This window comes from Streptomyces sp. NRRL S-1813, assembly GCF_000719605.1.
Classification (GTDB): Bacteria; Actinomycetota; Actinomycetes; order Streptomycetales; family Streptomycetaceae; genus Streptomyces; species Streptomyces decoyicus.
In genome coordinates this window covers 108,853-122,992 of sequence record NZ_JOHB01000022.1, presented here as the reverse complement: position 1 = coordinate 122,992, position 14,140 = coordinate 108,853, and the positions used below count along the sequence as shown (strand labels likewise).

Below are 14,140 nucleotides of genomic sequence, written 5' to 3'. Positions count from 1 at the left end.
TCGGGGGGCGGCCGCAGCGTTCGGGAGCGGCTGCGAGTAAGAGGCAGCCGCGGGTGAGGGGCGGGTGGGGCTTTTCCGGAGTCCGGCCCTCCTCGAATCCGGCCTTCTGGGAGTCCGGCCTCTGGAGTCCGCGAACGCCCCGGGGCCCGGCTCGCCCCGGGCCAGGGTTTTGCCGGATGGGGTCTCCCGCACTCGTTGATCATCCCCCTACCGTGGGGGGATGTCCGAACCCACCCGGACCTCGCAGTCCACGCGCCATGCCACCGGCCCGGCCGGCGCCGCCGCCCGCACCCCGGCAGCCGCAGTCGCCCCCACGAGCCGTCACCCGCTGGCGGCCGCCTTCCGCGTCCTCATCACCACGGCCGCCCTGACCGGCCTGCTCCTCGCGGCCCTCGCCACCACCGGCCCGGCCCAGCTCCTCACCCGTTTCACCGTGCAGGCCGACATCGCCTCCGTGTTGGTCTCCGCCTGCGCCGCCCACCGCGCCTGGACCGGCCGCCGCCCCGTAAGCCCCCGGCTCACCGGCGCGCTCCTGCCGTTCCTCTCGCTCCCCGCCCTCATCCACCACGTCTTCCCCGCCGCCGACTCCACCGCCTTCACCCTGCCGGCCGCCACCACCCCGGGCGTCACCCAAGCCCTCTGCCACCAGCTCCTCTACACAGTCGTCCCGCTCGCCGCTCTCGCCGACTGGCTCCTGCTCACCACTCCCCGCGGCTTCCGCCTTCCCTACGCCTGGCAGTGGCCCGCCTACCCCCTCCTCTTCCTCGCCCTCGCCCTTGCCCTCCCCGCCACTTCCGGCGCCCCTTCCCCCACCGCCACCACCGCCCTCTCCATCGGCATCGCCATCTGTGCCCTCCCCTTGATCGCCATCGGGATCGACCAGGTCAGGCCCGCCCCCCGGCTCCACAACAACCGGATTTCACCTACGGGGATCAGTCCGCTAAAGTAGAGCTCGTTGCTTCGGGGTGTAGCGCAGCTTGGCAGCGCGCTTCGTTCGGGACGAAGAGGTCGTGGGTTCAAATCCCGCCACCCCGACTGAAGGAACAGAGATCAGGGGCCTGATCCGCGAAAGCGGGTCGGGCCCCTGATTCGTTTCCGGGTGCGGGGCTCTTGGCGTCGTGGGAGGCCGGGCCGGGAATTCTTCGCTCGGGCGCCGTCTCATGACGTGCCGTCACTCGGGTCTCGCGGGAGGCCAGGTGGCGCGGGCCGAGGTGACATAGGTCACGCGCCTGGCCGGCGGCTTCCGTTGCAGGCGGGCGGGGCGAGCCCGAGGGTGCCGGGTGCGCGCCCAGGATCGTGGTCGGTCAGCGCCCCGGGGCGGGCCGGGGCGCTGACCGACGCCGGGTCCGGTGTCTTGCGCGTCGGGGGCTCCCGGGCGCCGTCGGACGAGGTGCGGCAGGTCAGTTCTTTTCGCTGAACGTCACCGGCTGGTCCTGGTTCAGTTCGGTGAAGAGTTTTTTGGCCTGCTGCGTGTTCCACTTCACGGCGCTGCCCTTGGAGGTGGGGAAGCTGAGGCTCGATACGGGGACGGTGAGGCGTTTGCCGTCGCCCGCGGTGACGGCCTTCATGGCCTTGAAGAGCGAGGTCAGGTTCGGCAGGCCCGTGTCGTCGTCCACGATGAGGGTGTCCAGGCCGGCGCTCATGGTGGGGTAGACCTTGGACGGGTCAAGGAGGGTGCCCGGGGTGGCGGCCTTGCGGGCGAGGGCGGCCAGGAACTTCTGCTGGTTCTGGCTGCGGCCCAGGTCGCCCTGGGCCTCCTGGTGGCGCTGGCGGACGAAGGCGAGCGCCGTGCGGCCGTCGAGTGTGTGACAGCCCTTCTTCAGATCCGCGCCGGACTTCTCGTCCTTGACGTCCCTGTCCAGGCACATCGGCACGCCGCCGACCGCGTTCACGATGCCGACGAAGCCCGCGAAGCCGATCTCCGTGTAGTGATCGATATGTACGCCCGTGTTGCGTTCGATGGTGCGGACGAGCAGGTCGGGGCCGCCGAACGAGAACGCCGCGTTGAGCTTGTTCTTCGACGCGCGGTAGTGCTTGCCGGTCTCGGGGCGGATGTGCGACGGAATGTTCACCCACGAGTCACGCGGCAGACTCACCATCGACGTTCCGTGGTCACCGGTGTGCAGCAGGATCATCGAGTCGGTGCGACGGCCCGCATCGGCCGAGCCGCCGGTGTGCAGATCCTTCTTGGCCCGTTCGGAGAGGCCCACACGGCTGTCGGAACCCACAATCAGATAGTTGGTGCCCCGGCCCTGCGGCGGGCGGTCCGCGATCTTGCCGAGGTTGACCTCGCGGTGGAGCTTGGTGTCGGCCCAGACGTAGGTGCCCACGGAGCCGACGGCCAGCACGGTGGACAGGACGATCAGCGCGCGCGTGACCCGGCGGCGCCTAGGAGGAGGGCCCGCGGCTCGTCTGCGCCGGCCGGTGTTGCCGCCACCGGGGCCCGCGGGGCCGGTGCGCAGGGGTCGCCGCCCGTTGCCGGTGCGGGCGTAGGGCCCGGACGGGGGCAGCGGCGCCTGCGGGACGGCCTGGTGCGCGTCGAGGTTCTGTGACCGTTCCGGGTGCATCCGAGGCGGGTGCGCAGCCTGGTGCCACACCTGCCCGGTGCTGTGGTGCGCCGCCGCTTCCCCGTCGCGCCAGGCACCTTCGGGCGGCCCCTCCAGCCAATCAGTCATGCGCGGCAGTCTGCATGCTCATCTGCTCTTCACCAAATGGTGCGCACATCTGCACAAACGTATGTACCGAATGCGGGGAATGCCGTGGGTCACGGGCCGGCAGCCGGGCGCGGGGGCACGGTCCGTCGCGCGTGTCCCGGCCCTGTCGCGGACGGGGAGCGCCCGGCCGCGCCCGCGGCGTCCGCCCCGGTCCGGTTCCGGGCGGACGCCCTGAGGGCGCTCTTTCGACACTCATCTCGACGACAGGCTCTCGTACGCGACCGGTTGTCCGATCTGTTGCGCGGCGGTGCCGGAACGGTGCATGCGCTGCCACTTCAGTCTGGTGCCGAGCAGGAAGGCCACCACGGACTGGATGACCACCAGATACATCAGCTGCCGGTAGATGAACAGTTGGAACGGCATCGCCCACAACTCCCGCAGACGCTCGCCGTCGAGCCGCAACGCGTATCCGGCGCAGGCCAGTTGGAGGGCGAGGAAGCCGAACCACACCACGGCCGAGATCTCCGGACCGCGGAAGAGCGCCCCGTACAGGGCGAAGACGTCGACGATCGGCGCGAACAGCGGCAGGGCGACCTGGAAGAGGGCGAGGTAGCTCAGCCCGCGGCGTCCGAAGCGGCCGGACGGGCCCATTTCGATGACGGCACGACGGTGCTTCCACATGGCCTGGAGCGTGCCGTAGCACCAGCGGTACCGCTGCCGCCACAACTGGCTCAGCGAGGTGGGCACTTCGGTCCAGGCGATCGCGGACTCCTCGTAGACCACCCGCCAGCCCGCCTGCCACAGGGCCATGGTGAGGTCGGTGTCCTCGGCGAGGGTGTCCTCGCTGACCCCGCCGACGCCCATCAGCGCGTCCCGGCGGAAGGCACCGATGGCACCGGGGACCGTCGGCATGCACTCCAGCACCTCGAACATCCGCCGGTCGAGGTTGAATCCGAAGACATATTCCAGGTGCTGCCATCTGCCCAGCAGGCGGCGCCGGTTGCCGACCTTGGTGTTGCCGCTGACCGCACCCACGGCCGGGTGCGCGAGCGGCTGGACGAGCCGTTGGATGGCGTCCGGCTCGAAGACGGTGTCGGCGTCGACCATGACCACGATGTCGTACCGCGTGTGGGCCAGTCCGGTGTTGAGCGCGGCTGCCTTGCCCGAGTTGGTCTGGCGGATCACCTCCACACGGGGGTCACCGATCCGGCCGGCGATGTCCGCCGTATCGTCCGTCGACCCGTCGTCGATCACGATGATCTGTAGATGCGGGTGTGTGGAGGCGAGCAGCGAACGGACGGTGGACTCGATGCCCGCCTGTTCGTTGTAGGCGGGTACGAGGACCGTCACCGGGTCGACGATCTCCCGCAACCAGGGGGAGCCCGGACGGAAGCGCTCCAGCCGCCGGACATGGGCCCGGGCGAAGAAGACGAGCGACGCCAGCCGCAGCACTCCCAGACCGCCGGCGATGCCCAGCACCCAGGTCATACCGTTCACGAACCCGTGCCCGAGGGCCTTGATCCAGACCAGGGCCTGGCCCAGCCACCGCTCATGGGCGGGTGCCGGCGTATCGGCAGCGGCCAGCCCGGTCCCCGCCGTCACGGTGGTGAACTTCTTGACGTTCCGGTTGTTGAGCAGCCGCTCACTGTCGCTGTACGCGACGTCGTTCTGGCTGAACTGCCGGATCACGCCCTGTGACGGCTTGCGGAACCACCGGTCGGCGGCCACCAGCGTGTAACCCTCCGCACCGGCCCGCTGGGCCGCCTTCCACTCCGCGCCGCACATCGTGTCCACCGCGGTGGTCTGCGGCAGCCTCAGCAGCTTGGTGTGGATGCCCGCCGTGCCCGCCAGCGCCTTCTGCGTCAGCGACAGCTCCAGCCCGGCCCGGAAAGGCGAGGCCGAGCCCATGACCGCGCCGGTGTAGGTGTTCGACCCGATCTCGTGGCCCTCGGCCTTGATCCGGCGTACCAGGTCCGGATGCTTGGCCGCCTGGGCACCGCGCAGGAAGAAGGTGGCGTGTGCATGGTGCTTGCGCAGCAGATCGAGCAGGCGTGGCGTCCATACGGGGTCCGGGCCGCCGTCGTAGGTGAGCGCCACGGTGCGGGCGGGAACCGAGGCGGACTTCACCTTGTCACCGTTGAGGCGCACCACCGGGCCGCCCTTGTCCACCGCCGTCGGCACGGGGGTGGTGCAGTCACGCCGTGTCTTCGCGGCGTCGACCTCGTGGGTGGTCCAGCCTTCGAAGAGCAGCGCGCCGAACGCAAGGGGGAGCACGAGGATCAGCAGCAGCCAATGACCACGCGGGTCACGGGACTGCGCATGGCGGCCACGGTTGGAGCGGCGCCTCACGTGGCGACCGGGGTGACTTCGATCACGGTCGGCGCGAGGTGTGTCCGGGCTGCGGCCATGGCCGGCACCGAAGCCGCCGCGGCGCGGGTGAGGAACGACGAGAAGTCACCGGCAGCCGAGACGTCCGCCGCTCTCTTCGGCGACGCCTCCCGCCCGGCCGGGACGCGTCCGCGGTCGGCGGCGGACGCCCGGTAGGGGGCGCATCCGACGGCGACCGAGTTCCGCAGGACCTTTCCGTGCCGGACGGAAGCGTCGGCACATGACTGGGAAACGCGTATTTTCTGCCGTTTTGTGTTCCGGCTGGCCTCACACATGGTCGGCGAGTGTACTCATGGTCGATTTCGGATAACGGCACGTTCCTGGGACCTCTGGCCTGGGTGACAAGCCTCCGGCCCGACGGGCCCACACCGTGAGGAAAACCCGTTTCCCCAGGTCAGGGAGGTATGGCGGGGCCGTCTTGCCCGCTATTACACCCTCTGCATCGCGGTGTTGGAGCACCTTGATCTGAGAGTGTTGTAACACCTGACCTCGTCACGGGAGGAGGAGCGGGGGTCGCTGAGCGGCGCACGCACGGTGGCGAGAGGCCTACGGCGGGGTGGCGTACGGGCTCGGGGAGGCGGAGTACGGGCTCCGGGAGGCTGCGTACTGCTCGGGGAGGCCGGGTTTGGCCATGACGCACGGGCATCGGGCCGGACTAGCGGTGCCGACGACCGCGAAGCATCGTCGCGCTCCGTTCAGGGGTCGGAGAGGGCCTCACCGCCCGGTCCACTGACTGAAAACACCCTTATCCCCCAACGCCGCCAGGCCTACCTTTGACTGTGTGACCAGATTCGATATCTGGTCATGAAGTCGGGGGGAGGGGGCATCGCGTGGAACGCTCGCAGCGCGCAGACCACATCCTGGACGTCGCAGGGGAGTTGCTGGTCGCCTGGGGCTATGGGCGGGTGACGATCGACGAGATCGCCCGCCGTGCCAAGGTCGGCAAGGGCACGGTGTATCTGCACTGGAAGACCAAGGACGCACTGCTCCTTGCCGTGATGCTGAAGACGCAATCCCGCATCCATCAGCGGCAGTTGGAACGCATACGGGCGGATCCGCTGGAGATTCTGCCGAGCCGGCTGATGCGGCGGCACTTCCTCGACTTCCAGGGCGAGCCGGTATTGCGCGCGCTCTACACCGACGACGCCGACATCCTCGGCCGGCTCAACGACACCGCCAAGAAAGAGTTCGCGGAACTGATGGGCCAGGGCGACCGGTATCTGCGTCGCCATCTCGAAGCGCTCCGTGAACACGGTCTGGTGCGCGACGACACCGACGTACACCATCAGCAATACGCCTTGTTGGCGACATCCAACGGGTTCTTCACGGCCGAGGCGCTGCTGGCCGACCGCGCCCCGGACACCCTGGAGGTACGCGCCGACATTCTCGCCCGAACCATCCGAAGCGCGCTGGAGGTGTCAGCGGACGCCGGACCGGGTTCCGGTGGCCCGGATTCCGGTCCGGGCTCCGACCTGGGCTCCGGTCCGGGCTCCGGATCCGGATGCGGTCCGGATGCCGCTTCCACCCGTATGCGCGTCGCCGCGGCTGCGGCCGCTCCCGAAATCATCGCCTGCTACGAGCATTTCACCGAGCTCTGCGCTCAGGAGATGCGCCGGCAGATACGTGACTGAGGCTGCGCTGTGCACTCAGTGCGGCGTACGCGGCGCGACGGACTCAGTGCAGTGCATTCCCACAGCGGATTCGGATTCGGGTTCGTGCAGTAGTGCAGTAGTGCAGTAGTGCAGTGAATTCATGCAGGGAGCTCGTGCGGTGGTCTTCATGGGCTCGATTGCATGGTGCCGGCCCCACGGATCTGATTCCGCATAACCGACTTCCCGGCCGCAGGATGCTCAAGCGCGTCCTGCGGCAAGAACCGAGCCACATCCAAGTCCAGGTCCGCCCGGATTCCTGCCCGGACTCCCGGACCCGCTCCCAACCCGGAGGAGATCGAAAGATGTCGGCATTATCCAGCTCCCCGTTCGCTGCGCACGTCGGGAAACACCCGGGCGAGCCGAATGTGATGGAGCCGGCGCTGCTCACCGACCCGTTCGCGGGCTATGGCGCGCTGCGTGAGCAGGCCCCGGTCGTACGGGGCCGGTTCATGGACGACTCACCGGTCTGGTTCGTGACGCGCTTCGAGGAGGTTCGCCACGTCCTGCGCGACCAGCGGTTCGTGAACAATCCGGCCTCGCCGCCCCTGGCCCTATCGGCCGAGGAGAACCCGCTGACCCGGCTGATGGACATGCTGGGTCTCCCGGAACATCTCCGCGTCTACATGCTCGGGTCGATTCTCAATTACGACGCCCCCGACCACACCCGGCTGCGCCGTCTGGTGTCGCGCGCGTTCACGGCCCGGAAGATCACCGATCTGCGGCCGCGTGTCGAGCAGATCGCCGACGAGCTGCTGACCCGGCTCCCCGAATACGCCGAGGACGGCGTCGTCGATCTCATCCAGCACTTCGCCTACCCCCTGCCGATCACCGTCATCTGCGAGCTGGTCGGCATACCCGAAGCGGACCGTCCGCAGTGGCGGGAGTGGGGTGCCGACCTCCTCTCGATGGACCCGGAACGGCTCGGCGCAACGTTCCCGGCGATGATCGAGCACATCCATCAGATGGTCCGGGAGCGGCGCGGCGCGCTCACCGATGATCTGCTCAGCGAGCTGATCCGTACCCATGACGACGACGGCGGCCGGCTCAGCGACGTCGAGATGGTCACCATGATCCTCACGCTCGTCCTCGCCGGTCACGAGACCACCGCCCACCTCATCAGCAACGGCACGGCGGCGCTGCTCACCCATCCCGACCAGCTGCGCCTGCTCAAGGACGACCCGGCCCTGCTTCCCCGGGCCGTCCATGAGCTGATGCGCTGGTGCGGGCCGGTGCAGATGACCCAGCTGCGCTACGCGGCCGCCGACGTGGACCTCGCCGGTACGCGGATCCACAAGGGCGACGCCGTACAACTCGTCCTGGTTTCGGCGAACTTCGACCCCCGCCACTACACCGACCCCGATCGTCTCGATCTGACGCGTCACCCCGCCGGTCACGCCGAGAACCATGTGGGTTTCGGTCACGGTGCGCATTACTGCCTGGGCGCCACCCTCGCCAAGCAGGAGGGCGAGGTCGCGTTCGGCAAACTGCTCGCGCACTACCCGGAGGTGTCCCTGGGCGTCGAACCGGAAGGTCTGGAGCGGTTGCCGCTGCCCGGCAACTGGCGGCTGGATTCCCTGCCGTTGCGGCTGGGGTGAGCGCACGCCGCGCTCGTACCCGCGGGGCGTGGTTGAGCGACGGCAGAGGGCCCGTACGGACCCGGAGGGACGGCGGCCCCACCGGGTCCGCTGCCCGTACAGCGGTGCTGCCCGCGCAGCCTGTGGGCACGGCTCGTCCTCAGTCGGCCCGGCTTGCCTTCAGCGAGTACATGAGGGGGATGCGGGGGCGGTCCCCGGGGAAGCGGTGGTAGCCGTCGGCGTTGCGGCGTAGTGCGGCGAAGCGCTGGAACATCGTCATGTCGTGTTCGTGCAGAAAGTCGATGCGCAGGCCGGTGCCGGCCAGGGCCGAGACGACATCGCCGAGTGGATGCTGCCATTCGACGCTGCGGTTGTTCACCGTCGGGGCGTCGAAATCCGTGTAGGTACCGGGAGTTTCCTCCACCCAGGCGTCACGGCTGAAGTAGTCGTGGACGAGGCGCGAGCCGGTCTCGTCGTCCAGGGCGTCGCACAGCGGGTGGAATTCGGCGAGGTAGAGGAAACCGCCGGGGGCGACGAGGGAGGCCGCGGTATCGGCCCAGCGCTCCAGGTCCGGGAGCCAGTTGAGGGCGCCGATGCCGGTGTAGACGATGTCGTACGCGGTGTCGGGGACGGCTTCGGCGGCGTCGTAGACATCGGCCGTGACGAACGCCGCGCGGTCGGGGCCGTAGCCGAGTTCGGCGGCCAGTTCGCGGGCGGTTTCCACGGCGGGTTCGGAGAAGTCCAGGCCGACGACGCGGGCCGCGCCGCGGTGGGCCCAGGAGAGGGTGTCCTGGCCGAAGTGGCACTGGAGGTGGAGGAGGGAGCGGCCGGTGACATCCCCGACCTCTGCGACCTCGAAGTCACGGAGTACGTCGCGGGCCCGGCGGAATCCGTCCTGGTCGTAATAGTCACTCGCGGTGTGGATGGGGACGCGCTCGTCCCACTTCGCGCGATTGGCTTCCCGCCAATCGTCGGGGCCGGTGTGTCTTCGCATACGGCGAAGTTATCCACAGCCCTGTGGCCCTCGCCAACGGATTTCCGGCGCCGGGCGCAGAATGGGCCCATGACTGACGAGACGACCGCAGACCCAGGCCACGCCACCTCTCCGACCCCTTCGACGACCGACACCCACCCCACGACGGGGACACGGACGGGCTCGGCCGACCCGATAGCGGGAGCGGACGGATCGGCGAAGCACTCGACTGGCTCGGCGGGCTCCAGCGGCACGGACACCGCGATGCCGGACTGGGAGAAGCGCTTCCGTGCACCGCGGATCGGGCTGCCGGACTGGGCCGAGGACGCCCCGGACCGTTCCCTGTTCGTCTCGAACGCCACCGGCACCTTCGAGCTGTACGCGTGGGACCGGGCAACCGGCAGTCAGCGGCAGGCCACGGACCGTCCGAACGGCACGACGGACGGGACGCTGTCGCCGGACGGCCGGTGGATCTGGTGGTTCTCGGACACCGACGGGGACGAGTTCGGCGTCTGGATGCGGCAGCCGTTCGAGGGCGGCGCCGATGAGCCGGCCACTCCGGGGCTCGCCGCCTCGTATCCGGGAGGGCTGGCGATCGGCCGGGACGGGACGGCGGTCGTCGGGTGCTCGACGGACGAGGAGGGCTCGACGGTCCATGTCGTACGGCCCGGGGAACCGCCGGTGGAGATCTACCGGCACCGCGAGTCGGCGGGCGTCGGCGATCTCTCGCACGACGGATCGCTCATCGCCCTTGAGCACACCGAGCACGGCGATGCGATGCACTCCGCAATCCGTGTCGTACGGCCCGACGGCTCCACGGTCGCGGAGCTGGACGACACCAACGGCGGGACCGAGGAGCTGGGCCTGTCGGTGATGGGTTTCGCGCCGGTGGACGGGGATGCCCGGCTGCTGGTGGGGCACCAGCGGCGGGGCCGTTGGGAGCCGATGCTCTGGGATCCGCTGACCGGGACGGAGACTGCGCTGGAGATAGACCTCCCGGGAGATGTGGGTGCCGACTGGTATCCCGACGGTTCGGCGCTGCTGGTGGAGCACGAGTACCAGGCACGGAGCGAGCTGTGGCGTTACGAGCTGGGTGCGCCGGGCGGTGCCACTGACGCGGCTGCCGCGGCCGGCCGGTCTCTGCTGACGCGGGTCGAGACCCCGGCCGGCACGGTCTCGGGCGCGACGGCGCGGCCGGACGGAGCGGTGGAGTTCCTGTGGTCGTCGGCGGCGCAGCCCCCCGAGGTGCGTTCGACGAGCGGCAAGGTCGTGCTGGACCCGCCCGGTATGAAGGCGCCCGGGTCGGTGCCGGTGCGGGACGTGTGGGTGGAGGGCCCCGGCGGCCGCATTCATGCACTGGTGCAGCAGCCGGCGGGCGAGGGCCCCTTCCCGACGGTCTTCGACATACACGGCGGTCCGACCTGGCACGACAGTGACGCCTTCGCCTCGTCGCCCGCGGCCTGGGTGGACCACGGCTTCGCGGTCGTACGCGTCAACTACCGCGGCTCGACCGGCTACGGCCGTGCCTGGACGGATGCGCTCAAGCACCGCGTCGGGCTGATCGAGCTGGAGGACATCGCCGCGGTGCGCGAGTGGGCGGTCTCGTCCGGGCTGGCGGATCCGGAGCGGCTGGTACTGGCGGGCGGTTCATGGGGCGGGTACCTGACGCTGCTCGGGCTCGGCACGCAGCCGGACACCTGGGCGGTGGGCCTGGCGGCGGTCCCGGTCGCGGACTATGTCACGGCGTACAACGACGAGATGGAAGCCCTCAAGGCGATGGACCGGACCCTGCTGGGCGGCACTCCCGAGGAGGTCCCGGAGCGCTTCGAGGCGTCATCGCCGCTGACGTATGTGGACGCGGTGCGGGCGCCGGTCTACATCTCCGCGGGCGTCAACGACCCACGCTGCCCGATCCAGCAGGTGGAGAACTACGTCCAGCGGCTGGAGGGCCGCGCCCATCCGCACGAGGTCTACCGCTACGACGCCGGACACGGCTCCCTGGTCGTCGAGGAACGGATCAAGCAGGTCCGCCTGGAACTCGACTTCGCCCAGCGGTATGTGATCGACAAGAGGTAACGGCCTGAGGGGCGCCGGGAGCTGCGGCGGGGTGCCCCCGTCGGGGGTGCCCTGTGGGTCGGGCTCTGCGCGGGGTGCCCCTGGGTCGGGCGCTGCGCGGGGTGACCGTGGGGCGGGCGCTGCGCGGGGTGGTCTGTGGCTCGGTGCGGCGCCGGGTGCCCCGTGGCTCGGCGGGGGTCAGCCAGCCGCAGGTCACCCAGTCACGGGGCACCAGGCCGCGGGACACCCACCCACAGGGCACCGGTCCACAGGCCACTCAGTCACAGGGCACCCGCCCAGAGACACCCGGCCCCATCCCGCCCTGGAGCACCGTTCCCACGAGGGCTCCCACGAGACACTCCGCCGCTGGGCCGGGGGGCGGGGCGGGGAGGGGGGCGATCAAGCCGCGGCGTGATGAGCCGTGTGATGAGCCAGAGCCGCATGAGGATCGCTGCCCTCGCTGGTGGTGTGGTCGGTGTGCACGGTCGCGGCCGTGAGCCGGGGGACGGCGTGGATGAGGGCGTGCTCTGCGGCGACGGCGAGTGCGTGGGCCTGCACCACGGTCAGACGGGCGTCGACGACGATATCTGCCTCGGCGCGCAACGTATGGCCGATCCAGCGCATGCGGACCTGTCCGACGCCGCGGACGCCGTCGACCGCGCGCAGTGCGGTCTCGGCCGCGTCGATGAGGCCGGGGTCGACGCAGTCCATCAGCCGCCGGTAGACCTCCCTGGCGGCGTCCCGCAGCACCATGAGAATGGCGGCGGTGATCAGCAAGCCGATGAGGGGGTCGGCCGCCCGCCAGCCGAGAGCCGAGCCGCCCGCGCCCAGCAGGACGGCGAGGGAGGTGAAGCCGTCGGTACGGGCGTGCAGGCCGTCGGCGACGAGTGCGGCCGAGCCGATTTTGCGGCCGGTGCGGATGCGGAAGCGGGCCACCCACTCGTTGCCGATGAACCCGGTCACGGCGGCCGCGGCCACGGCCCACAGGTGGGTGACATCGCGGGGGTTCAGCAGCCGGTCCACGGCCTCGTAGGCGGCCACGGCCGAGGAGATGGCGATCGTCAGCACGATGACGATCCCCGCGAGGTCCTCGGCCCGGCCGTATCCGTAGGTGTAGCGGCGGTTCGCGGCCCGGCGCCCGAGGACGAAGGCGATGCCCAGCGGCACGGCGGTCAGCGCGTCGGCGGCGTTGTGGATCGTGTCGCCGAGCAGCGCCACCGACCCCGACAGCGCGACGACCACCAGCTGGATCACGCTGGTCAGGCCCAGGATGCCGAGCGAGAGCCACAGCGTGCGCAGGCCCTCGCGGGAGGTCTCCATCGCGGCGTCGACCTTGTCCATGGCCGCATGGCTGTGCGGGGTGACGAGGTGGGCGAGCCGGTGCCGGATCCGCGACCGGCGACCGGAGGGGTGGGAGTGATGGCCGTGGTGATGGCCATGGCGGTGGTGGTCATGGTGGTGGTGGCCGTGGTGGGCAGTGCCTGCCTGCTCGTGACCAGCGCGGTCGGGCTGTACCTGCTCGTGACCAGCATGGTCGGCCTGTACCTGCTCGTGACCAGCGCACTCGGCACGCGCGGACGTGTCGTCGTGCCCGTCGTCGTGCCCGTGTTCAATGTCCTGGTCATGGCCGTGACCGTGGTCGTGGTCGTGGTCACCGTGACCATGGTCGTGGTGGTGGTCGCCGTGGGCGTGATCATGGCTGTGCGGGTGGGTGCCTTTGCCTGCCATATGGCCTACCGTGGCACGCCGATTCGATTGCGGCTACTGCCGTGATACGCCCTCTGACCAGGTGCAACACCGTTGCAGGAGCGGAGGAGCCCCCGGGTTCAGGCCTTCCCGGCCCGCGCCGCCTCGTCCCGGTCCGCGCCCCGCTCATCGGCCTTGCCTTCGCCCTGGGGCACGTCCCCGGCAGCGTCCCCGCCCCCGGCCTGCTGCTCGCCCCGTTCCCGGGCCCGAGCCGCGTCCCCGCCCCCGTCCCCCTCCGGCACGATCCCCAGCGCCGCGTCCTTGGCGGCTTCGGCATCGCGGCGGAAGAGGCGGAACCACATGAAGACGACGAAGCCGGCGAAGACGAACCACTCGCCGGTGTAGCCGAGGTTCTGGAAGGCCTTGAGGTCCAGGCCGCTGCCCTCGGCGGCGGCCGGGGGGACGGCGTGCAGCGGTGCCTGGGCGTCGGTGAGCGTGATCCAGGCGTCGTAGACCTCGTACGGCACGATGTTGACCAGCGACGCCGCGCTGATCATGCCGAGCTGGCCCTGCGGCAGCCCGCCGCCGGCCTGGACGCCGTCGGTGCCCTGGTTCTCGGAGGCCTGGAGCGCTCCGGTGACCGTCACCTCGCCCTTGGGCGGCGCGGGCACCCTCGCCGTGTCGGCCTTCGCACCGGCGTCGCCGGGCAGCCAGCCCCGTACGACCGGCAGCGCCTTGCCGCTGTCCGTGCGCAGCAGGCTGAGGACGTAGAAGCCCTGCTGCCCGCCGTGCCTGTCCTTCAAGGTGCGGGCCGGTACGAGCAGTTGGTGAGCGGTGTCGTAGTGCCCGCGGGCGCTGGCCTGCCGGCCGGAGGTGCCCGTGTCGACGGGCAGCAGATCGGCCAGCGGCCGGGCAGCGGCGGTCTTGGCCCGCGCCGAGCGGTCCTCCTGCTGCTGGTGGGTGTCGACGCGGTCCTCGAAGCGGCTCAGCTGCCAGCTGCCCATGAAGAGGCAGAGCGGAATCGCCAGTACGGCGAACACGTTGATTCCCCACCACCGCGGGGTCAGCAGGAACCGGTACACACCATCAAAGGTACGGGGCCCGTACGACGGGGCCGCACCGCCCCCTCCACCGGCCCCTGCCCCGGCCGCCGGGTTC

General features: G+C 70.3%; 11 protein-coding genes and 1 tRNA gene. 7 read left to right on the top strand and 5 right to left on the bottom strand.

Features of this window, described 5'->3' with window-relative positions; translation table 11 throughout:
- Window positions 1–220: 220 nt before the first annotated feature.
- Both IF67_RS45820 and IF67_RS0126615 read left to right on the top strand, forming a co-directional pair.
- The gene (locus tag IF67_RS45820) at window positions 221–949 is read left to right on the top strand and encodes a hypothetical protein (protein WP_030989782.1); all 729 of its coding nucleotides are present in this window, start codon (window positions 221–223) and stop codon (window positions 947–949) included.
- A gap of 12 nt (window positions 950–961) precedes the next feature.
- Window positions 962–1,035: transfer RNA gene (locus IF67_RS0126615), tRNA-Pro, on the top strand.
- Between the two features lie 365 nt (window positions 1,036–1,400).
- Here the strand turns inward: IF67_RS0126615 and IF67_RS0126610 are convergent.
- On the bottom strand, window positions 1,401–2,675 hold the full coding sequence (locus IF67_RS0126610; RefSeq protein WP_030989780.1) for an LCP family protein: 1,275 nt from the start codon (window positions 2,673–2,675) through the stop codon (window positions 1,401–1,403).
- Between the two features lie 231 nt (window positions 2,676–2,906).
- On the bottom strand, window positions 2,907–5,003 hold the full coding sequence (locus IF67_RS0126605) for a bifunctional polysaccharide deacetylase/glycosyltransferase family 2 protein (RefSeq protein WP_030989778.1): 2,097 nt from the start codon (window positions 5,001–5,003) through the stop codon (window positions 2,907–2,909).
- Between the two features lie 57 nt (window positions 5,004–5,060).
- Between IF67_RS0126605 and IF67_RS43915 the strand changes: the two genes are divergently transcribed.
- From IF67_RS43915 to IF67_RS0126590, 3 genes are all read left to right on the top strand, one after another.
- Window positions 5,061–5,198 carry a hypothetical protein gene (locus IF67_RS43915; protein ID WP_158713173.1) on the top strand — a complete coding sequence of 46 codons (138 nt, stop codon included), beginning with the start codon at window positions 5,061–5,063 and terminating at the stop codon, window positions 5,196–5,198.
- A 674-nt stretch (window positions 5,199–5,872) separates the two neighbouring features.
- Window positions 5,873–6,673 (top strand): TetR/AcrR family transcriptional regulator, encoded by an 801-nt coding sequence (locus IF67_RS0126595; RefSeq protein ID WP_030989773.1) that lies wholly within the window; start codon window positions 5,873–5,875, stop codon window positions 6,671–6,673.
- Between the two features lie 323 nt (window positions 6,674–6,996).
- A complete protein-coding gene (locus IF67_RS0126590) occupies window positions 6,997–8,289 on the top strand; it encodes a cytochrome P450 family protein (RefSeq protein ID WP_030989770.1) in 1,293 nt (430 codons plus the stop codon).
- Between the two features lie 139 nt (window positions 8,290–8,428).
- Here IF67_RS0126590 and IF67_RS0126585 read toward each other — a convergent pair whose 3' ends face one another.
- On the bottom strand, window positions 8,429–9,262 hold the full coding sequence (locus tag IF67_RS0126585) for a class I SAM-dependent methyltransferase (RefSeq protein ID WP_030989769.1): 834 nt from the start codon (window positions 9,260–9,262) through the stop codon (window positions 8,429–8,431).
- A 243-nt stretch (window positions 9,263–9,505) separates the two neighbouring features.
- Between IF67_RS0126585 and IF67_RS0126580 the strand changes: the two genes are divergently transcribed.
- Entirely contained in the window at window positions 9,506–11,317 is a 1,812-nt protein-coding gene (locus tag IF67_RS0126580; protein WP_030989767.1) for a S9 family peptidase, read from the top strand.
- A 378-nt stretch (window positions 11,318–11,695) separates the two neighbouring features.
- Here the strand turns inward: IF67_RS0126580 and IF67_RS0126575 are convergent, their stop codons facing one another.
- Window positions 11,696–12,685 (bottom strand): cation diffusion facilitator family transporter, encoded by a 990-nt coding sequence (locus IF67_RS0126575; protein WP_037839892.1) that lies wholly within the window; start codon window positions 12,683–12,685, stop codon window positions 11,696–11,698.
- On the opposite strand from IF67_RS0126575, the gene IF67_RS46360 reads away from it, so the two are divergent.
- A complete protein-coding gene (locus IF67_RS46360; RefSeq protein WP_420708719.1) occupies window positions 12,665–13,069 on the top strand; it encodes a hypothetical protein in 405 nt (134 codons plus the stop codon). The genes IF67_RS0126575 and IF67_RS46360 overlap by 21 nt on opposite strands.
- Window positions 13,070–13,122: 53 nt before the next feature.
- Here IF67_RS46360 and IF67_RS0126570 read toward each other — a convergent pair whose 3' ends face one another.
- Window positions 13,123–14,064 carry an SURF1 family protein gene (locus IF67_RS0126570; RefSeq protein WP_037839873.1) on the bottom strand — a complete coding sequence of 314 codons (942 nt, stop codon included), beginning with the start codon at window positions 14,062–14,064 and terminating at the stop codon, window positions 13,123–13,125.
- Between the last annotated feature and the right edge of the window lie 76 nt (window positions 14,065–14,140).

Excerpts from the sequence above, each read along its gene's own strand:
- IF67_RS0126580 (WP_030989767.1), top strand. The coding sequence starts at position 9,506 with ATGCCGGACTGGGAGAAGCGCTTCCGTGCACCGCGGATCGGGCTGCCG.
- IF67_RS0126585 (WP_030989769.1), bottom strand. The coding sequence starts at position 9,262 with ATGCGAAGACACACCGGCCCCGACGATTGGCGGGAAGCCAATCGCGCG.
- IF67_RS43915 (WP_158713173.1), top strand. The coding sequence starts at position 5,061 with ATGGCCGGCACCGAAGCCGCCGCGGCGCGGGTGAGGAACGACGAGAAG.
- IF67_RS0126610 (WP_030989780.1), bottom strand. The coding sequence starts at position 2,675 with ATGACTGATTGGCTGGAGGGGCCGCCCGAAGGTGCCTGGCGCGACGGG.
- IF67_RS0126590 (WP_030989770.1), top strand. The coding sequence starts at position 6,997 with ATGTCGGCATTATCCAGCTCCCCGTTCGCTGCGCACGTCGGGAAACAC.
- IF67_RS45820 (WP_030989782.1), top strand. The coding sequence starts at position 221 with ATGTCCGAACCCACCCGGACCTCGCAGTCCACGCGCCATGCCACCGGC.